This is a genomic window from Gelidibacter japonicus (assembly GCF_010725055.1).
GTDB classification, from domain to species: domain Bacteria; phylum Bacteroidota; class Bacteroidia; order Flavobacteriales; family Flavobacteriaceae; genus Gelidibacter; species Gelidibacter japonicus.
In genome coordinates, this window is the sequence record NZ_BJKB01000012.1 from 101,541 (window position 1) to 121,704 (window position 20,164).

The 20,164-nt window shown below is 37.4% G+C and carries 16 protein-coding genes; 8 read left to right on the plus strand and 8 right to left on the minus strand.

What is annotated here, in order from left to right:
• The first annotated feature begins 44 nt into the window (after positions 1-44).
• The 3 genes from ileS (at position 45) to G6N06_RS13090 (ending at position 4,835) form a co-directional block, all read left to right on the plus strand.
• A complete protein-coding gene (ileS, locus tag G6N06_RS13080; RefSeq protein ID WP_163517206.1) occupies positions 45-3,533 on the plus strand; it encodes an isoleucine--tRNA ligase in 3,489 nt (1,162 codons plus the stop codon).
• A gap of 4 nt (positions 3,534-3,537) precedes the next feature.
• Positions 3,538-3,921: a TraR/DksA family transcriptional regulator gene (locus tag G6N06_RS13085; protein WP_163517207.1), complete on the plus strand. Its 384-nt coding sequence runs from the start codon at positions 3,538-3,540 to the stop codon at positions 3,919-3,921.
• A gap of 248 nt (positions 3,922-4,169) precedes the next feature.
• Positions 4,170-4,835 carry a lipoprotein signal peptidase gene (locus G6N06_RS13090; protein ID WP_163517208.1) on the plus strand — a complete coding sequence of 222 codons (666 nt, stop codon included), beginning with the start codon at positions 4,170-4,172 and terminating at the stop codon, positions 4,833-4,835.
• A gap of 7 nt (positions 4,836-4,842) precedes the next feature.
• Here G6N06_RS13090 and G6N06_RS13095 read toward each other — a convergent pair whose 3' ends face one another.
• The 3 genes from G6N06_RS13095 to G6N06_RS13105 are packed head-to-tail and all read right to left on the minus strand — an operon-like array spanning position 4,843 to position 7,356.
• Positions 4,843-5,253 (minus strand): response regulator, encoded by a 411-nt coding sequence (locus G6N06_RS13095; protein ID WP_163517209.1) that lies wholly within the window; start codon positions 5,251-5,253, stop codon positions 4,843-4,845.
• Between the two features lie 3 nt (positions 5,254-5,256).
• The gene (locus G6N06_RS13100) at positions 5,257-6,738 is read right to left on the minus strand and encodes a PAS domain-containing sensor histidine kinase (protein WP_163517210.1); all 1,482 of its coding nucleotides are present in this window, start codon (positions 6,736-6,738) and stop codon (positions 5,257-5,259) included.
• 39 nt (positions 6,739-6,777) lie between these two features.
• Positions 6,778-7,356, minus strand: coding sequence for a 5-formyltetrahydrofolate cyclo-ligase (locus tag G6N06_RS13105; protein ID WP_163517211.1), 579 nt, complete (start codon positions 7,354-7,356; stop codon positions 6,778-6,780).
• A 304-nt stretch (positions 7,357-7,660) separates the two neighbouring features.
• On the opposite strand from G6N06_RS13105, the gene G6N06_RS13110 reads away from it, so the two are divergent.
• The 3 genes from G6N06_RS13110 to G6N06_RS13120 are packed head-to-tail and all read left to right on the plus strand — an operon-like array spanning position 7,661 to position 9,678.
• Entirely contained in the window at positions 7,661-7,924 is a 264-nt protein-coding gene (locus G6N06_RS13110; protein WP_163517212.1) for a hypothetical protein, read from the plus strand.
• A 54-nt stretch (positions 7,925-7,978) separates the two neighbouring features.
• Positions 7,979-9,046 carry a hypothetical protein gene (locus G6N06_RS13115; protein WP_163517213.1) on the plus strand — a complete coding sequence of 356 codons (1,068 nt, stop codon included), beginning with the start codon at positions 7,979-7,981 and terminating at the stop codon, positions 9,044-9,046.
• Positions 9,037-9,678, plus strand: coding sequence for a hypothetical protein (locus tag G6N06_RS13120; protein ID WP_163517214.1), 642 nt, complete (start codon positions 9,037-9,039; stop codon positions 9,676-9,678). Before G6N06_RS13115 ends, G6N06_RS13120 begins: the two co-directional genes overlap by 10 nt.
• 51 nt (positions 9,679-9,729) lie before the next feature.
• On the opposite strand, the gene G6N06_RS13125 is transcribed toward G6N06_RS13120, so the two are convergent.
• From G6N06_RS13125 to G6N06_RS13135, 3 genes are all read right to left on the minus strand, one after another.
• Entirely contained in the window at positions 9,730-10,701 is a 972-nt protein-coding gene (locus tag G6N06_RS13125; protein WP_308469758.1) for a succinylglutamate desuccinylase/aspartoacylase family protein, read from the minus strand.
• An 11-nt stretch (positions 10,702-10,712) separates the two neighbouring features.
• Positions 10,713-11,585, minus strand: coding sequence for a 30S ribosomal protein S6--L-glutamate ligase (gene rimK / locus G6N06_RS13130; RefSeq protein ID WP_163517215.1), 873 nt, complete (start codon positions 11,583-11,585; stop codon positions 10,713-10,715).
• 73 nt (positions 11,586-11,658) lie between these two features.
• Positions 11,659-12,084, minus strand: a complete 426-nt coding sequence (locus G6N06_RS13135; RefSeq protein ID WP_163517216.1) for an ATP-dependent zinc protease family protein — start codon at positions 12,082-12,084, stop codon at positions 11,659-11,661.
• Positions 12,085-12,191: 107 nt separating this feature from the next.
• Between G6N06_RS13135 and uvrC the strand changes: the two genes are divergently transcribed.
• Together uvrC and G6N06_RS13145 are read left to right on the plus strand one after the other, a co-directional pair.
• Complete coding sequence (gene uvrC, locus G6N06_RS13140) at positions 12,192-13,994, plus strand: excinuclease ABC subunit UvrC (RefSeq protein WP_163517217.1); 1,803 nt, start codon at positions 12,192-12,194, stop codon at positions 13,992-13,994.
• Positions 13,995-14,084: 90 nt separating this feature from the next.
• Positions 14,085-16,328: a patatin-like phospholipase family protein gene (locus G6N06_RS13145; protein WP_308469759.1), complete on the plus strand. Its 2,244-nt coding sequence runs from the start codon at positions 14,085-14,087 to the stop codon at positions 16,326-16,328.
• A 184-nt stretch (positions 16,329-16,512) separates the two neighbouring features.
• Here G6N06_RS13145 and G6N06_RS13150 read toward each other — a convergent pair whose 3' ends face one another.
• Both G6N06_RS13150 and G6N06_RS13155 read right to left on the minus strand, forming a co-directional pair.
• Positions 16,513-19,215, minus strand: a complete 2,703-nt coding sequence (locus G6N06_RS13150) for a carboxypeptidase-like regulatory domain-containing protein (RefSeq protein ID WP_240338065.1) — start codon at positions 19,213-19,215, stop codon at positions 16,513-16,515.
• A 190-nt stretch (positions 19,216-19,405) separates the two neighbouring features.
• The gene (locus G6N06_RS13155; protein ID WP_163517218.1) at positions 19,406-20,152 is read right to left on the minus strand and encodes a GLPGLI family protein; all 747 of its coding nucleotides are present in this window, start codon (positions 20,150-20,152) and stop codon (positions 19,406-19,408) included.
• Positions 20,153-20,164 lie beyond the last annotated feature (12 nt).

A 20,164-nucleotide genomic window follows, 5' to 3' on the forward strand; every position in this document is an offset into this window, starting at 1 on the left:
AAATCATTAATTTCGCACTTCGATTAGAATTAAGGTAATTAATAATGAGATTCACTGAATATAAAGGACTTGACTTGCCGAAAGTTGCGGAAGAAATCGGCAATTATTGGAAAGAGAACAATATTTTTGACAAAAGCGTAACTACAAGAGAGGGCAGCACCCCATTTGTCTTTTTTGAAGGGCCGCCTTCTGCTAACGGATTGCCGGGCGTGCACCATGTTTTGGCACGTGCTATTAAAGATATTTTCCCACGTTATAAGACCATGAAAGGCTTTCAGGTGAAGCGTAAAGCAGGATGGGATACGCACGGCCTACCGATTGAATTGGGTGTAGAAAAGGAACTCGGGATTACCAAAGAAGATATCGGAAAAACCATTTCCATAGAAGATTATAACGCAGCCTGTCGTAAAGCGGTCATGCGTTACACGGACGTGTGGAATGATCTTACTGAAAAAATGGGCTATTGGGTAGATATGGACAATCCGTACATTACCTATGAGCCAAAATATATGGAGAGTGTTTGGTGGTTGTTAAAGCAAATCTATGATAAACAGCTGATTTATAAAGGATACACCATTCAGCCTTATTCTCCAAAAGCAGGTACTGGATTAAGCAGTCATGAGCTTAATCAACCAGGCACTTATCAGGATGTGACGGATACGACGGCGGTGGCTCAGTTTAAGGCCAATCCCGAATCGCTTCCACACTTTTTACGAGATGAAGGAGATATTTACTTTTTAGCCTGGACGACCACGCCTTGGACATTGCCAAGTAATACGGCATTGACCGTTGGGCCAAAAATTGACTATGTATTGGTGGAAACCTACAATCAATATACGTTTGAGCCGCTAAATGTCATCCTTGCCAAGGCCTTGGTCAATAATCAATTTGACGGGAAGTTCAAAAGAGTTGATGCTAAGTCGGAGTTGTTGAAGTACAGATCGGGCGATAACCTACCTGCCGGCAAGACGGAGAAAATCCCATATTTCATTGTCAAGGAATTCAAAGGAAAGGATTTGGTTGGCATCACCTACGAACAATTATTGCCCTACGCACTTCCAAACGATCATCCAGAAAATGCCTTTAGGGTCATTTCTGGCGATTTCGTGACGACCGAAGACGGAACCGGGATTGTCCACACCGCCCCAACTTTTGGCGCGGATGATGCCTTGGTGGCAAAACAGGCCGTTCCTGAAGTGCCGCCAATGTTGGTGAAAGATGAAAACGGGAATTTGGTGCCACTGGTAGACTTGCAAGGACGATTTAGAAAAGAGGTCTATGATGAATTGTATGGTTTTGCTGGAGAATACGTGAAATCTGAATATTTATCTGATGATGAACTAGTTTCTGAATATGAAAAACAGAAAGTGGGCTTACAATCTGTGATTTCCAATCTTAAAGAGTATTTGAGTGTTGATGAACGTTTGGCACTCAAATTAAAGAATGAAAACAAGGCCTTTAAGGTCGAAAAATATAAGCACAGTTACCCAAATTGCTGGCGAACTGACAAACCAATTTTGTATTATCCATTGGACTCTTGGTTTATTAAAGTGACCGATGTCAAAGACAGGATGTTTGAGCTTAACGAAACCATCAATTGGAAACCAAAATCGACCGGAACGGGCCGTTTTGGGAATTGGCTGGCCAATGCGAACGATTGGAATTTGTCACGTTCACGGTATTGGGGAATACCTTTGCCAATCTGGAGAACCGAAGATGGCAAGGAGGAAATCTGTATTGGGTCTGTCGCAGAATTGAAGGCCGAGATGCAAAAAGCTGTTGAGATGGCATTCATGCCAGCTGATATTTTTGAAGATTTTGAAGTCGGAAACCAATCAGAAGATAACTATGCAAAAATAGACTTGCATAAAAACATAGTTGACGAAATTGTCCTGGTGTCTCCTTCAGGAAAACCAATGAAGCGTGAAGCTGACTTGATTGATGTTTGGTTCGATTCAGGGGCGATGCCTTATGCGCAGTGGCACTATCCATTTGAAAACGCCGAGCTTATTGATGAGAAAAAAGCCTTTCCTGCCGATTTCATTGCAGAAGGTGTTGACCAAACCCGAGGATGGTTCTATACCTTGCACGCCATTGCGACCATGGTTTTTGATTCCGTTGCTTATAAAAATGTCGTTTCTAACGGATTGGTCTTGGACAAAAATGGACAGAAAATGTCCAAACGATTGGGGAATGCAATAGATCCTTTTGCCACCTTGGATGATTATGGTGCAGATGCCACACGTTGGTATATGATATCTAACGCCAATCCGTGGGACAACCTAAAATTTGATTTGGAAGGTATTGAAGAGGTGAAACGCAAGTTTTTTGGAACACTTTACAATACATATTCCTTTTTTACACTATATACCAATTTAGATAATTTCAATTATTCTGAGGCTGAAATACCTTTGGAAGATCGGCCGGAGATTGACCGTTGGATTTTATCTGAACTGCACACCCTGATTCAAAAGGTTGATGAGTATTATGCAGATTATGAACCGACCAGGGCTGCCCGCGCCATATCAGATTTTACGCAAGACCATTTAAGCAATTGGTATGTGAGATTGAGCAGAAGACGCTTTTGGAAAGGCGATTACCAACAAGATAAGGTTTCGGCCTATCAAACCTTGTACACTTGCATGCTGACCATTGCAAAACTTGGTGCACCAATTGCACCGTTCTATATGGATCGGCTTTATCTTGATTTAAACGCCGTCACCAAAAAGGAAACCTTTGAAAGTGTACATTTGTCAAATTTCCCCATCTATGATGAGACACTTATTGACAAAGAATTGGAGCGAAAAATGGAAGCCGCACAGACCATTTCTTCCTTAGTTTTATCCTTAAGAGCTAAAGAGAAAATAAAGGTGCGTCAGCCCCTACAGAAAATCATGATCCCAATCTCAAGTGAGGCTCAGAAAAATGAGATTTTGGCGGTGGCCGATTTGATAAAATCTGAGGTAAATGTCAAGGAAATCGAAGTATTGGAAGATGCGTCAGATATTTTGGTAAAACAGATAAAACCCAACTTTAAGGTGCTTGGCCCCCGTTTTGGACAGGATATGAAAGCGATAGCTCAGGTAATAAGTGGTTTTGATGCGAAGAATATCAAGGAAATTGAACAAAACGGCACTTTAGATGTGGAAGTTAATGGAAAAAGTATTATTTTGGAGCTTTCTGATGTAGAAATTACCTCACAAGATATTGAAGGCTGGCTTGTTGCAAGTTCAGGTCCATTAACGGTAGCTTTGGATGTGACGATTACAGAAGAATTAAGAAAAGAAGGTATTGCAAGAGAATTGGTAAACCGAATCCAAAATTTAAGAAAAGATTCGGGATATGAGCTTACGGATCGAATTGTGGTACACTTTCAGGAAGATGAACATATTATTAACGCAATAAACACAAACTTAGATTACATAAAAACCGAAACCTTAACCGAAAAGTTGGAGATTTTAGAACACTTAGATAACGGTATAGAAATTGCTTTTGATGATGTAAATACCAAGTTGTTTATTAAAAAATTTTAAAATTATGGAAGTAGATGCAAACATCAGGTATTCTGATAAAGATTTGGCAGAATTTAAAGTACTGATTCAAGAGAAAATTGAAAAAGCTGTACGAGATTTAGAATTAATAAAGAGTGCGTACATGAATGACCTTAACAATGGTACTGATGATACATCGCCAACGTTTAAGGCTTTTGAAGAGGGCAGTGAAACGATGAGCAAGGAAGCTAATTCACAATTGGCGATTCGTCAAGAGAAATTTATTCGTGACCTTAAAAACGCTTTGATCCGCATAGAAAACAAAACCTATGGCGTATGTCGTGTAACCGGGAAACTCATCGGAAAGGAACGTTTAAAGCTTGTACCACACGCAACTTTAAGTATTGAAGCTAAAAACATGCAACAGTAAAATTCCCATGAAAATGGGAAACGAGGATTTAGATAATTATTCCCGTAAAGTGTCGTTTAAATTGCTTTAAAACAAAAAACACTTCTCAAACAGAAGTGTTTTTTGTTTTAGTTCATTTTGTAATTGAAGCAAGTTGTTCAATAATAATACTATTTTTGCACTTTGTCTGGAAATAAATTAACGGAATTTCAATCAGAAGAGTTTCATTTGTAACTCTGTCATTAAAAAAAATTCCCACTTTCAGTATTATGTCCCTAAAAAAAGCTGCCCTTTTAATTGTCACCATCTTATTGATTGATCAAATCAGTAAATTTTACATTAAGACCCATTTTGCCTTACACCATCGCATTGAAGTATTTGATTGGTTTCATATCTTATTTGTTGAAAATGATGGCATGGCTTGGGGTACAAAACTGAGCGATTTTATCGCAGGGATCTCAGATCGTACGGCAAAATTGGCATTGACCATCTTTCGAATTGTGGCGGTAGTAGGAATTGGTTATTGGTTGGTCGCTTCGGTTAGAAAAAAAGGTCCTCAGATTCTTATTGTTGCCATTGCCTTGATTTTTGCCGGTGCATTGGGCAATATCATTGACTCCGCTTTTTATGGCATCCTATTTAACGACAGCTATAGTCAAGTGGCGGTGTTTCTTCCTGAAATGGGTTATGATAGCTTATTTCACGGGAAGGTAGTAGATATGCTTCACTTTCCAATTTGGAAAGGGTTCTTGCCGAATTGGATTCCGTTTGTTGGAGGAGATTATTTCACCTTTTTTGAACCCGTATTTAATGTTGCGGATATGGCTATAAGTACTGGGATAGGATTATTGATCGTCTTCAATAAAAAGGCATTTCATCAAGAAGAGGAAAGAACTGAGGAAAATTCAGTCCAAAATCGGATAGAATCCCAATAGTTATATACTAGGCGGATTTTTTGAAGATCGTTTCCAATTCAGTTATTCTAACCGGTTTCACTAAGTAATCCTTAATATTGGAGAGCGATTTCGCACGGTCAATATCGACTGGATTAATAGATGAGCTGACAATGTATAGAGAAATTAGTTTGTTAAACTTATTTTCAATCTTAGTGAAGCGCTCTATAAACTCCCAACCATCCATGATGGGCATGTTGAGGTCAATAAACATTATGTCCGGAACCTCTTCTTCATGTAAATTCTTCAAAATGGCTTCAAAATAATCGATACTTTCTTTCCCATTATTGAAAATTAAAAGGTTATCGCATAATTTTCGGGCCTCGATAATTTTTTTAAGGAGCCTAATGTACATGCCGTCATCATCAATAATGCATGCCAATGAAGTCTTTTTTTTCATGATTTACAGTTTTATTGTGAAGGTCGTGCCTTGTTGGATTCCACTTTCAACAAAAATCTCCCCGTTCAATGATTCAATTTGATTTTTTGTGATAAACAATCCAATACCAACCGCATCTTTGTTCTGATGGAATGTTTTATACATTTCAAACAGCTTATGGCCATGTTTTTTAAGGTCAATACCCATACCGTTATCGCTGATCTCCAGAAAGATCCTATTGTCTTTCGTATAAGTCCTAATAGCAATGATGACCGCTCTATTTTTCTGACCGTATTTTATGGCATTTGTTATTAGGTTCAAGAAGATACTATCCAAATAAGCTGGAATATAGTTAATAACTTTGACTTTCTGAAAATCGGCGTGGATGGTCACATCATTCTTAACAATCAGACTAATGATTGATTTTAAGACGCGATCCAAGGAGTCCTGAAAACTCACTTCAATCTTATTGTGATCTGTCCTGGTTTGAATGGTAACTACTTCATTGAGGTGCTGTATGGTCTCATTTAGGCTTTCAGAAACATCCTTAATGCTTGCTATGAGATCTTTTTTTTCGTCTTCATCATTGGTTTCATCCATTAATTGCATAATGAGCGAAAGATTGCTGGTATGGGACCTCAGGTTATGGGATACGATATGAGCAAAGTTAAAGAGCCTTTTATTTTGGGAAGAAATGATTTCCGCCGTGTTTTTTAAATCCAGCTCTTTGATCTTAATGTCGTCTATATCCTGAAAGACACCCCTGATGCCAACAATGTCATTATAGTCATTATAGACAGGCTTGCCTATGGCTCGTACCCAGAATGAGCGGTTATTTGCGGTTAGCATTTTTATTTCCGTGCTGAAGGATTTTCCCCGCATGGTACAATTATAAAATAGATTGTAAGAGATGTCATAGAACTCTTCGGGGATATATTGCGAAGCATATCTTAGGGACGGAATATAATCTTCTGGATACTCAAGAATGCGTCTGCATTCATGGTCCCAATAGGTTTTCTTCTTTACCAAATCAACATACCAACTCCCTGAAGACGTCATTTCAGCAGTTTCACGATAATAAAAATTATCGTTTTTCACCCGATTGTTGAGTGCCATTTTGACTGGGCTGAACGTTAGGATCTTAGAATTTGGATACTTTTTTTTGACAGGGAATGTGCTTGACGATTGGCATTTAAGTTCCTGGAGCTGACCATTTTTGCATGTAAGTGTTATTGTTTGTTCAAAATCCTGGTCATCGTTTAATAAATTGAAATAATTATCCCTGAAAAGATCACGCTGATCCTTATTCAATAAGGTGTAGAGAAAATAATTGAGGTTTAATTCGATATCTTCAATGTCATACCCTGTAATTTTAAGAAACCCAGAGGACCAGCCTACATATTCACCATTTATTTCCCAATATCCTAACTCAGAATTTTGGATTAAGCCACGTAATAATTGTTCTTGATACATAAAAATGGGGATGGTTGGGGTTGATTGTACCAAATATAATAATAATTTACAATTAATCGAATAAATATGCCGTTAATCGATACTTTTTTTGAAAATATAGTGTTGATATGGGGTCACACAGTAATCCAAGACCACATCACTATCAGATATATCATTAATTATTTCTTCGGCTTCAAAGAATGAAAGCCCTATTTTTAGGGTTTCAGGCCTACATTCCGATAAGAATTTATCATAGAAACCCTTTCCATAGCCAATGCGATGACCTCGTTTGTCAAATGCCAACAGCGGCACAAAAACCACATCTATTTTCTGAGAATCAATGTCAATACCATCTACTGGTTCAGGAATGTTCCAAGAATTCTTTTTAATGACCGTGCTATCCGTTAAAAGATAATTGGTCATTCTTAAGCTTTTAAAATGACTTTTTGAAATAACGATGTTTTTATCTTTCCCCGATAAAATATTGAGAATATAATCTGTGTTGATTTCCTTGTGTTCAGTGATGCTTAAAAAAATATGATAAAACGAAAAATCCCAAATAGGTAACTGTAATAATTGGTTGGAAATGGCCAAACTTTCAGTTTCAATCATTTCTAACGATAGTTCCTGTCGCTTTTGCTTGTAGAGACGTCTTAATTCTGATTTGGTCATAATTGTAAAAATAATATTTTTTGTGGAATGAAAAATGATTAGAGAAGCTTTTGTGGTTTTAATGGAGACCATTTTTTACGGTAATAACTAAGTGGAAATTTAGCAAAGACATGATACTCATAAACAGCTAACATAAACCCATCGGTTTCATTTTATATTTAATTTCTCATCTAAATTTCGTACTTTCAATTCGTAGTGAACGGAGATTTAGTGGTTAAAACACTTGAACTTTACAAGTCATACTTAACTCACTCTAGCTACATGATATGATTTATCACATAAAAAAGTCTGAACATAAAATATCATGGCCAAGAAAAAACCAACAAGTATCCCAATTATTATTATTATCGCCATGCTCACGCTATTCTTTAATTGTTCCAAAGACAACATTCAACAGAAAACGAATTACATTCAAAATACACAAGAAAGTATTACGTATGGTGATTCTATTTTTACTTCTGAAATTAATGCAAAAGTCGAAATTCAAAAAAATAAATTGAGAAATAAACTTAATGTATTTGAGTACAGGAAATTACGTAAAGGGGAAGTCGGGTTTACAGATAAATAAGGAAGAATAGCCAATAAAGTACTTATAGTTTTAGAAAAGGGAGGAAAGCATCCAATGATTATCCTGCCTGTCAAAAAACATAAAGAAATTAACTTGTTGATAGGCTTTTATAATGAGAGTTCTGTCCAGTTTAAAATTTTTAAAGCATCTGATTCCCAGTCAACAAAGAAATATCATAATATAGAAACAGAAATTTTAGAAAATATTCTGCTATACTTTCAAATATCTTCGACAAATAGCACTACTGACCCAAATAGCAATTATAGATCCTCAAATTGTTGGGGATTTCTCGGACCAACTGGGAGTAGCAATTGTTATATGGGTATGCAGAATTATTGCACTGGGGAGATTAGATTTGTTGACACTTGTGGTAAAATGGAAGAAGATGAAGAAGAAAACTGGGACTGGGGAGATGCAGACGATAATTGGGCGGATGATGATTACGGAGATGATATAGCCGATAGCTTGGATGATGATAATTGGGAGTGGGGTGACGGTAGTAATGATACTGAGCATATTAAGGTTGTTAATGAGCTGACTGGAAGAGCTCTTTGTGTTTACGAAAAATTAGAAAACTCTAATAGTAATCTATTTAAAGAGACGATAGGTAAATTTATTGATGATCCAAAATATGATCTCATATTTAAAAATGGAATGTGTTCAAAAAATGCTGCAGCTTGTACAAATTCACAAAATATAAGTTCTACAGGCGAAGTCATAATAAAAATAAATTATTTATCGGGAAGTGTGTTAGAGGATGCAGCTTTGATACTTCATGAAGGCATTCATGCTGAGATAGCCCGATATGTTCAAAGGCATAAAACTGGAGAAGATCCAAATGATAGAGCAAGAATGTTTCAGTTGTACAAGTTTTATAAAGAATCCCAAGTACCGGAAGAACATTTAGACCATCCCTATATGACACTAAACTATATCAATCCAATTGCTTCTGCATTGAGGAAACTGGATGGGAATAGATATCCCCTAGACTACTATAAATCATTCGCTTGGGACGGATTAAGGAATTGGGATGTAACTAATCTATTGGGAATTGAAGAATCTTCCGAAATAGAGATATATAGGGATATAGTTAATGCTAATACCAATTTATCATGCGACTAATTATAATGATATTACTGTATGTTTTAGCCTTGAGTTGTACTTCAAATCAATCTCAAGAAAATCAGGAATTAGCTGTTATTGCGGCAGTCTATAAAATGGTTCCTAAAGAGTTACCACCTCCACCACCGCCTCCTCCTAACAGTGAGGTTAAAGAAGAAAATAACATAAATTACTCAAAACTAAAACCACTTGCTTTTAATTATGCCATTAATGAAAATTTTGTTTATTATGATTTTGACTATATAAACGGGATTTCTAATAGATTTATACCTTATAAATCGAATGAACTATTTCAAGAGAAAATTTTGGATAGTTCATATATGAAATTAGTAGAGAGGCTTTCGGAGCTTAAAGAGATCGAGAAAATTGACAAAGCTCAGCTTGATAAGATAGTTCATAATGACATAGTTTTTTGGGATAAGCAAACCATAACTATTGAAGAAAAAAAAGAGAATAACTTGTCTGGCATTATAAGTTTTTCCAAGGTTGCATTTAACGACGAATTTACTCGTGCCGTGGTGGTTGTTGGAAATTATTTTGAACACATTGGTGGTGGTGTCGGTTTATATATATTAGAAAAAATAGACAATAATTGGGTGATAAAATATACAAAGACTCTTATAATGTCTTGACGATATCCTTATAATAAATAGAATATTAGGTAAAGATATTCTTAATCTCTCTTACCATCTAATCTGTTTAGTAATATGAAAAAGTGCATCACCTTGATAGACCAATGACGCTTCATTCACGTTAATCACATAACCTTCAAGTGTCGATTTTACTTCGTGGTACACTTTGCCATAAGGATCCGTAATCTGGCCCAAAACATCATCAACCTTAACTTTTGTGTTTACAGAAACTACAGCTTTAAACATCCCAGATTGTCTGGCTCTTATCCATTTGCTTTCTTCAATAAAAACAGTGGGTGACTTGGGCACATTGGCCTTAATGCGATGATGCAGCATGCCATAATGTGCTAAAATTCGTTTGACACCTTCTACGCCAACTTTAGAAATGTTGTCATCCACAAAAAATGATTTTCCACCTTCATAAAGTAAAATTGGTTTGCCCAACTGAAAACAGGCATTTCTAAAGGATTTCGCAATATGATTGGAATACAGAACAAATGGTGCTGCGAAAATGCGCGCCAAGTCATCCAGTTCAGGTTGGTTTTTGACGATTCTTATTTGTGCCGCATTAAATCGGCTGGCGCCTCCGGTATGGAAATCGATAATCAAGTCCACATCGGGAATGATCTCATGCATCAGTCTATGCGCTACTCGGCTTGCCAAGGACCCATTGGCAGATCCTGGAAACATCCGGTTCAAGTCGCGACCATCGGGAAAGGCACGTTTGCTGTTTAAAAACCCGAAAATATTTAAAATGGGCATGCAAATGATGGTGCCGCGCTTTGGTTGGTTAATGCGTCGTGCAATCAATTGCCTGACAATGTCAACACCATTGATTTCGTCACCATGAATGCCGGCTGAAAATAAAATCGTCGGTCCCGGAATCTTGGAGCGCTCAATAATTATGGGAATTTCAATTTTTGTTGCGGTATGGAGTTTCGCAATATTAAAATTGATCTCCCGAGACGCACCCAATGGAATTTCTTCCCCTAAAATGGTGATTATATTTCTATTTTCTTCCAATATCAATAAAGTTAGACATTACGTTCAATATATCTTATGATGCTTTTGGCAATATCCTTTTTGGTGGCCGCCTCAATGCCTTCAAGTCCTGGAGAAGAATTGACCTCTAAAATTAATGGCCCACGTGCCGATTGCAACATGTCCACGCCACAAACGCCCAAACCTAATGCTTTTGCGGCTTTAAGGGCAGCGTTCTCTTCTTCGTCAGTCAATTGAATAATTTCTGCACTGCCACCTCGGTGGAGATTGGATCTAAACTCACCATCCTTACCTTGGCGTTTCATGGCACCTACAATATTGCCATCCACAATAAATGCCCTGATATCTGCACCTTTGGCTTCCTTGATGAATTCCTGTATGATGACGCGCGCCTGCAAACCATGAAAAGCTTCAATTACAGATTCTGCGGCATTGTTGGTTTCAGCCAAGACCACCCCAAGCCCTTGAGTACCTTCCAGAAGTTTGATCACCAATGGCGCTCCGCCCACTGACGCAATGACCTCTGAAGCATCTTTGGTGTAATTTGAAAATACCGTTTTTGGCATGCCCAATCCCGCACGCGAAAGTACTTGAAGACTTCTCAATTTATCGCGTGACCTAACCAAGGCTTGCGACTCGACCACTGAAAACACCTTCATCATTTCAAACTGTCGCACTACCGCAGTGCCATAAAAGGTCACCGAAGCACCAATTCGTGGAATAATTGCATCCACATTTTCTAAGATACGCCCTTTGTATAAAATGGCCGGATTCTTCTTTTCAATAATGATATCACACTTCAAAGGGTCTATAACCTCGCAAGTATGTTTGCGTTGTCTGGCCACTTCAACTAAACGTCGGGTAGAATATAAATGGGGATTTCTGGATAAAATAATAATGTTCATTGGGTTTAATTTGCTTTAAGTTGTTAATCGATAAGAATTAATGTGATAGCCCAAAAAGTGCTCACCCCAATGCTTATTTGTTTTTGTTGTTATAAGATAAATGTTTTTGTGTGACATCTACAATAAATTTCTTACTGATAAATTTTCGGCCAATTAAAATCGGAAATCGCATGTCTTCTCTCGTGCTCAAAGTAAGTGAAATTCGGTATTTTTTCTCAAATAGAATAATGGTGGTCTTTACTTTATAGCGTTTCTGAACAAGCCCATTGCTACTTTTTACCTTAGCAAAGGTGTATTCTTTAAATCTGATTTCCTTTCCGCTATAATGAGGATGGCCTTTTTCATAAAATAAACACACCAGCTCATTATTGTCTATCCATACTTTATGGGTGTGAATGGAAGAGGTATAAGCACCCGTATCTATTTTGATGTCAATATCAAAAAGATTAAGTTCAGGGAAATCTGCCTTGTCAATTCTGCCTATGATTTTTTTTGGCATGGGTGTTAATTACAATTGGGTCGCAAGATAATAAAAATCCGTTCCTTTATTGAAAGACTTAAAATCCTTTCCATTGAAAAGTTTTGAAGATATAGTATCTTTGGGATATGAGTAAGCCTACCTTAGAAATCCAATTGCAGACCTTGCCCCATCAACCTGGAGTGTATCAATATTTTGATGCCAATGATAAGATATTGTATGTAGGTAAAGCTAAGGATCTGAAGAAACGTGTCAGTTCTTATTTTACTAAAAACCATCCCGATAACTATCGGGATGGCAAGACCAAAGTACTGGTCAAAAAAATAGCCACCATCAAACATATTGTGGTCCAAACGGAGACCGATGCCTTGCTTCTTGAAAACAATCTCATCAAAAAGTACCAACCACGTTACAATGTCCTGCTCAAAGATGACAAATCGTATCCATGGATCTGTATCAAGAAAGAACGTTTCCCTCGAGTATTTTCAACACGCCGGGTGATCAAGGATGGTTCGGAGTATTTTGGGCCATATACGAGCATGAAGACGGTAAAAACACTCCTCGATCTCATCAAAGGAGTCTATATGTTAAGAACCTGTAATTACGACTTGGCGCCGGATAAAATTCACACCGGAAAATTTAAGGTTTGTTTGGAATACCATTTGGGGAATTGTAAGGGCCCCTGTGAAGGCTATCAATCTGAGGAAGATTATCAAGAAGATATTGCAGCCATCAGAGAAATTTTAAAAGGAAATTTCAAAGATTCATTGGCACAGTTCAAGCAGCAAATGAAAGCTCATGCTGAGGCCATGGAATTTGAAGAAGCCCAGCGCATCAAGGAGAAAATTGATATTCTTGAAAATTACCAGGCAAAATCTACCGTGGTCAATCCGAAAATAAGTAATGTTGATGTGTTTTCCATTGTTTCTGATGAGAGTTATGCCTATATCAATTTTTTACAGTTGTCCTATGGGTCCATTATTCGCTCTCATACCTTGGAAATTAAAAAGAAACTGGATGAAACTGATGAAGATTTATTGCAGTTGGCTATTACCGAAATCAGACAGCGGTTCCATTCTACGAGCAAAGAGGTGTATGTGCCTTTCGAATTGGATTTAGGTGAAGAAATTAAAGTCAGTATTCCGAAATTGGGCGATAAAAGACGTATTTTAGAACTGTCTGAACGCAATGCCAAATACTATAGGATGGAGCGATTCAAACAGGTCAAGATTATAGACCCTGACCGTCACGCCAATCGGATCATGGCTCAAATGAAGACCGACCTTCGCCTCAAGGAAGAGCCGCGACATATTGAATGTTTTGACAACTCCAATATTCAAGGCACCAATCCGGTGGCGGCCTGTGTGGTGTTTAAGAACGGTAAACCGAGTAAAAAGGACTATCGCCATTTTAATATCAAAACCGTTGATGGGCCTGATGATTTTGCTTCCATGGAAGAGGTGGTATACAGACGATACAAGCGTTTGTTGGAAGAAGAGCAGCCCTTGCCACAACTCATTATTATTGATGGTGGCAAAGGCCAACTGTCCTCAGCCTTAAAAAGTCTGGAGCTTTTAAATTTAAGAGGAAAAATTGCGATCATCGGAATTGCGAAACGTTTGGAAGAATTATTTTATCCAGATGATCCAATTCCGCTATATTTAGATAAAAAAAGCGAAACCTTAAAAGTCATTCAGCAATTGCGGAATGAGGCCCATCGGTTCGGGATCGAGCATCATCGTAACAAACGCAGCAAAGGCGCCCTGACCACAGAGCTGGAGCTGATACCTGGTATTGGAGAACAATCAATCGTCGACTTGATGACGCATTTTAAAACGGTCAAAAGAATCAGTAAAGCGAGCCTTGAAGAACTGGAGCCGGTTATCGGAGCGTCAAGAGCAAAAAAAATACTTGATTTTTATAATAAGTAGCCTACAAATCCCGACATATCGGGAGGGAAATTAACCTACAAGGTCTTCAGTTTATAGCATCTGGACGTGCAGGTTTAAATAACAAAAAATTTGAAAAAGTTCACTTATATAATACTTCTTGCGCTGTTCATCTCCCTGTCAATGAATGGCCAGGACACCATTTTGGAGCAGCCCCAAAAAGCACCCAAGATCGGATTGGTGTTAAGTGGTGGAGGTGCAAAGGGGTTTGCGCATATTGGAGTGTTAAAAGTGATCGACAGCTTGAACATTAAAGTGGATTATATTGCAGGAACCAGTATGGGTGCTATCATAGGCTCGTTGTATGCTTCTGGTTATTCAGGCAAACAATTGGATTCCATTTTTAGTTCTCTTTATTTTGATGATGTTATTAATGATAATCTTCCGAGGTCTGCCAAAACATTTTATGAGCGGGACAATTCCGAACGATACGCCGTAACCTTGCCGTTCAATAATTTTAAGCTGAAATTGCCTTCAGCCTTATCCAGAGGTCAAAACGTATTTAATCTATTATCAAAACTAACCTTACATGTCACCGATATTTCCGATTTTGATCAATTGCCAATTCCTTTCTTTTGTGTGGCTACCGATGTTGAAACTGGCAAAGCGGTTATTTTGGATCATGGAAATTTAGCACAAGCCGTTACTGCAAGCGGGGCATTCCCATCTTTATTTCAACCAGTTATTATTGATGATCGCGTCCTTATTGACGGCGGTGTCATCAACAACTATCCTATTGACGAGCTTAAGGCCAAGGGGATGGATGTGGTTATTGGGGTGGATGTGCAAGATGGATTGGCAAAACGGGAAGACTTGAACTCGGCACCAGCAATTTTACTTCAGATCAACAACTATCGTACAATTAATGATATGATCAAGAAGGTTGAAAAAACAGATATCTACATTAAGCCGGATATTACGGATTATACGGTGGTATCATTTAGCGAAGGTCGAAAGATTATTGAAAGTGGAGCGAGGGCTGCACGTAGTAAGATGGAAGGTTTAGAACAGCTTCCAAAATATAAAAGCTCAAGAGGGATAGAATTGGATCTAGCCTCTAAAGATAGTATCGCCATTAACGAGGTTATCATCCGTGGAAATAACCGGTATTCACGGGCCTATATTTTAGGGAAAATGAAGCTTGAGGAAGATGCAAAGGTGAGTTATGCCGATTTTAACGAAGGTGTCAATAATTTAGTGGCCACCAATAACTTTACCACCTTTTATTATGAATTCCAAAAGACGGACCGTCCAAATGTTTATGACTTATCGGCTACGGTTGATGAAAGCGAAATCACCAGCTTTTTAAAATTTGGATTACATTACGACGGTCTTTATAAAAGTGCGGCCTTGGTCAACTTTACCAAAAAACGAGCTTTGTTGGATGATGATGTCATGTCGTTGGATTTGATACTGGGAGATCACGTGCGCTATAATTTTGAATATTATATAGACAAAGGATTCTATTGGAGTATTGGACTCCGCTCAAGATTTAACCAATTCAGTAAAAACATCAATGTAAAGTTGTTTTTGAATGATTATGAACAATCACTTACAGGCTTGAATAAGATTGGCGTTGAGCTTCAGGATCAAACCAATCAAATTTATTTGCAGACTTTGTTTAGAAAGGATTTTGCACTGAGTTTAGGAGGCGAACATAAACGGTTGAAAATAAAATCAGAGACGGTATTGGTCAATGTGCCGGGTGACAAGCAATATTTTGAAAACACCGATTATTTGTCGGTTTTTGGGACTTTAAGATTGGATACTTACGACAATAAATACTATCCAAAAAACGGAGTGTACTTTAGTGGTGACTTTCATTTGTATCTTCACGCATCACATTTTAATAAGGATTTCAACAAATTCTCAATGGCTAAGGCCGACATAGGTTATGCATTTGGAATTTCGAATAAGTTATCAGCCAATATTTTTACACAGGGTGGATTTAAAATTGGCGACAACAATACACAATCGTTGGATTTTGCCTTAGGGGGCTATGGCAATAATTTCATTAATAATTTTATTTCCTTTTATGGTTATGACTACATAACGCTTACCGGAGATAGTTTCGTGAAAGGGACGTTGAATCTGGATTTTGAAATCTTCAAAAAAAACCATATTACTTTTGCTGCTAATTATGCTAATGTAGGTTATGGGCTTTTTGAATCGGGAGATTGGTTCTCCTCCCCGTACACTGGGTATGCGCTTGGTTATGGACTGGAAACCTTTTTAGGGCCACTGGAAGCAAAATACACCTATTCTCCTGAACTTGGCGAAAGCATTTGGCTGTTTAACTTGGGGTTTTGGTTTTAACATATTCCTGCGCATGCCTCGTCGGCAGATGGGGAGGCAGGAATCTTAGGTTTGGATTTACACTATCCATAGATATCCCCAATGTCAGGGTGATCGCAGTCGACCCCTTTTATAATATTAAACCATATTTTTGGCCTATCCAGCCCTTCGACTGCGCTCAGAAGGACAGGTGAATGTGATTTTTTTATAGCTTATAAGCCACTTTAAACATTATAATTCTCGGCATTATAAACGTTTTACTGTCACTGATCAAAAAACTGTTGAATGAATTCTGTTGCTTAAACCGCATATCAAATAAATTTGTAGCGTTGATTTCAAAGCCCCACGGACTATCCTCCAATTGATAAAACAAGGACGCGTTTGCCGTGTCAAAAGTATTTTTAGTGTTGTTGCTTTTGTTGTGATAACTGTCAAAAGCATAATCTGCCTTAAAGATAAAATCGCTTAAGAAATCATAGTGTAGAATGGCAAAAAAGCCATCGTTTTCGAAATTACTGCTCACGTTGGACGATCGGTAGGCATTGAAATCTTTTTTATAGCCAATTTCAATATTTGGCAATTTTTTAAAGAAAGTCTCCGCGCTGACGGTTGAGGAAACGGATTTTGAAATATTCAGATGTGTGTCGTCGTTTAAAATTTGGTAAAAGTCGTTATAGTTAAAGGTACTTCGCAATTTGTAACGAATCTTGTTGATTTTTTTTGAAATCGTACCGTTAACGCTCCAACTATGTTCTGGCAAATCAAAGAAAACAGGCGTGCTGTATTGTTCAATGCCTTGTAATTGGGTGACATTCTTAAAATGTTCTACTTTTTTATTGAAATTGGTGTTGAGGTTAAGGTTTAAATTTCTAAATAGACTGAACTTGTGATAGTTCAAACTCACCGTATGGTATAATTGATTTTCCAAAGTGGCATTGCCTTTATAAACGCTATTGAAATTGTTCAAAACGAAATTGTTGGCAAGTTGCTCAATACCCTGGAAACGTGCATTGAGGCTGTATTTGAAATTGATCCTTTCACTGTTATTGAATTCTATTTTGGTGGTAAATTGGGGCAATATCAGAGCTTTGGTTTGATTGCTTTTTTCATCAAACTGTTGGGTCTGCCAACTGTAAAAATGGGTGTATAGCATCGGTTTGAACGTGGCAATCCCGATCTGGAACTTGTATTCCAGCCCAACAAAGGTGTTCAGAAAATCATAGCTAAAATCATTGCCAAAACCTGCAGTATTAAAGTTGTTGATGGTGCCATTGCTCAATTGTTGCAAATCCTGATTGTAAAAATTGGTGAAAGCTGCATTAACGCCCACACTTGTATAGATATGATTAAAATTATTGAGTACCCAATAGTCTTTTATAATGGCATTGACGTTGTGTGCACTATTGCGTTTGGTCTGTAAAATATCATAAAGGTCATCATCTTCCAAGGGGATCAAGCCTTGTAGGATTTGTTGGTTGGTCAACCATTCCGTTAGGGGTTTGTCATTTTGAAAGGTATAGGTGGCTTCTAAGGTACCTGTATGGTTTTTGGACAGTTTCCGACTGTAGGTAATGTTCTGTTTAAGATTCAGGGCTTTGATATCAGTATTAGTGGCTATGCTATTGTTTTGAATGGGGTTGATGGTATTGATCAATCCCTTACTGTCATTATTGGTTACCTTAATAAAACTATTATAGGCGAAATCTTCCTCAAAACTTGGCTTATAATTCAAGGTGAGTTTACCAATCGTGAAAAAGTTATTGAAGTTGTTGGTGGTGGTACGGTTTTCAAAATAGGGGTCTTCGTTGTTCAAATACTCATTTGTAATATGGCTCTCGGTATCGGTCTTACTATTTGAACTGATAATGTAACCACTAACATCCGTGACGTTGTTGATGGCCTGTCTAATATTTAAAGCCCCAAACTGGTTGGTATTTGCGGTATAATCTTGATTGTTGAGGTACCGTGCAAAATCACTATTGAAAAGATCAAAATAGCTGCTGGCATCACTTAAGAGTTTGCCAAAGCCACCTTCAAACTCCAAATAATCCCTAAAACTAAAACTTTTAACACCTTGATTGTTGAGGTCGCCAATAAAATTGACGTTGGTTTTAGGGCTGTAATAAAACAGGTTGGGATGGATCACATAACGGTCTTTGATACCCGCACCGGCCTCAAGGTCTCCAAAGGTAAATTTCTTTTTGTCTTCCTTTAGTTTAATGTTCATGGCCATGTCTTCATTATCCTGTAAACCCTTGAGCATGGCCACCTCGTTGTAATTGTCAAGTATTTCTACTTTATCAACCGCGTCTGCCGGAATATTATTGACCGCCAATTTGCTATCGCCTGTAAAAAAGGTTTTGTTTTCTACCAATACCTTGGTCACTTTTTTGCCCTGTACGGTAACGTTGCCAGCGCGGTCCACTTCTACACCTGGGAGTTTTTTAAGCGCATCCCGTAGTTTTCGTTCTTCACCAGTAACAAATTTATTAACATCGTAAGTTATGGTGTCTTTTTTGACCACTATGGGCGGTGTGTAATTGATGGTGACTTCGTCCAACTGGTCAGGGTTTTCTTGAAGTGTAAAATTTTGGATGGGGTCTTCTTCTGTAGTAGTCATGACCATTGTTTGTGGTGTAAAGCCCAAAAAACTCACTGTTAAGGTATAGGTTTGGTTTTTTGAAAGTCCAAGGGTGTAGTTGCCATTATCCTCTGTAATGGCGAAGCGAACTTCTTCGTTGTCGTTTTTTGGGATGGCGAGAATGTTGGCGTAGGCTAATGGGGTTTTTAGGGTGTCGGTTACTTTTCCGGAAACTTTGATTTGTTGGGCATTTGAATAGAAGAAAACCCCAAATAGAAGAAAAGTGAAAAATGGGGTTTTAAAAAAAGAATTTATATAGCAGAACAATTTTACAATTGGTTTAAAACGTTATAATATATGTTTGATATCCTTTATAAATATTGTTCATGGTTCATTTTTCGGACTGTTATTCCTAATTTATATCGCAATTGAAATGATTTCAATTTTCCGAAAAGCACCTGGCAAATATTGTTCCAATTATATGATATTACTCCATGAAAGGGAATTAAAGTATGATTTAATTCTTATTAATATATTTTTCTCTATTCATGGAAAAGTCTTTCATAAATGCGTTGAATTCACCTTCAGTTAATTTCTTACCTTTGGTTGGTAAGGTTATCTTTATTTCTTTATCAACGAACTCAATCTTATCTAAGGTTGTAACAATATTGCCATTTTCTAATTGAATGATTAAGCCAGGTAATCCTCCAAAACCATCAGGTCCATATGGTAAATTTATTTCTGGCGTATACCAAACTGTAATTTCAGTTTCAATTACCCCATTTCTACCTTCTTTTATCAATACTTTCTTAGCCTTATAGCAAGTCAAGCCATTTAAAATCAACTTCTCCTTTGTTAAAATCCAATTCATTTCCTCAAACTTTGTGGTTATTAAAAACGTTTCATCTAATATCTCTTTTTTAATAATCAAATGACCAATTTTTTTATCAAAGAAGGCAACTCCATTAAAACCACTAAAAGCCAAAGCCAATTTATTCTTAAAACTTGAATTCTCATCAGAATTCATTTTTTCAACTAACTGATACTTGGCAAAGTTTGGGTTAAATTTCAAAACATACTCATTACTTCCGATAGTCTCATTAACATTCGAAATGGCCTTTTTCAATTCCTCCTTAACATCTGAATTGTTTAATTTCTCATTGTTTAATTTAGATTCTTTAGTATAATATGCAACACCACTTTTGTTCTGACCGATACAAAAAAGTGTAACAAACGTCATTAAAACAAAAAAAAGTTCTTTCATTCTTTTAAATTT

Bases quoted from the DNA above. Each gene is read 5' to 3' on its own strand.
- ileS (WP_163517206.1), top strand. From the start codon at position 45: ATGAGATTCACTGAATATAAAGGACTTGACTTGCCGAAAGTTGCGGAA.
- G6N06_RS13085 (WP_163517207.1), top strand. From the start codon at position 3,538: ATGGAAGTAGATGCAAACATCAGGTATTCTGATAAAGATTTGGCAGAA.
- G6N06_RS13090 (WP_163517208.1), top strand. From the start codon at position 4,170: ATGTCCCTAAAAAAAGCTGCCCTTTTAATTGTCACCATCTTATTGATT.
- G6N06_RS13095 (WP_163517209.1), bottom strand. From the start codon at position 5,253: ATGAAAAAAAAGACTTCATTGGCATGCATTATTGATGATGACGGCATG.
- G6N06_RS13105 (WP_163517211.1), bottom strand. From the start codon at position 7,356: ATGACCAAATCAGAATTAAGACGTCTCTACAAGCAAAAGCGACAGGAA.
- G6N06_RS13110 (WP_163517212.1), top strand. From the start codon at position 7,661: ATGGCCAAGAAAAAACCAACAAGTATCCCAATTATTATTATTATCGCC.
- G6N06_RS13115 (WP_163517213.1), top strand. From the start codon at position 7,979: ATGATTATCCTGCCTGTCAAAAAACATAAAGAAATTAACTTGTTGATA.
- G6N06_RS13120 (WP_163517214.1), top strand. From the start codon at position 9,037: ATGCGACTAATTATAATGATATTACTGTATGTTTTAGCCTTGAGTTGT.
- rimK (WP_163517215.1), bottom strand. From the start codon at position 11,585: ATGAACATTATTATTTTATCCAGAAATCCCCATTTATATTCTACCCGA.
- G6N06_RS13135 (WP_163517216.1), bottom strand. From the start codon at position 12,084: ATGCCAAAAAAAATCATAGGCAGAATTGACAAGGCAGATTTCCCTGAA.
- uvrC (WP_163517217.1), top strand. From the start codon at position 12,192: ATGAGTAAGCCTACCTTAGAAATCCAATTGCAGACCTTGCCCCATCAA.
- G6N06_RS13155 (WP_163517218.1), bottom strand. From the start codon at position 20,152: ATGAAAGAACTTTTTTTTGTTTTAATGACGTTTGTTACACTTTTTTGT.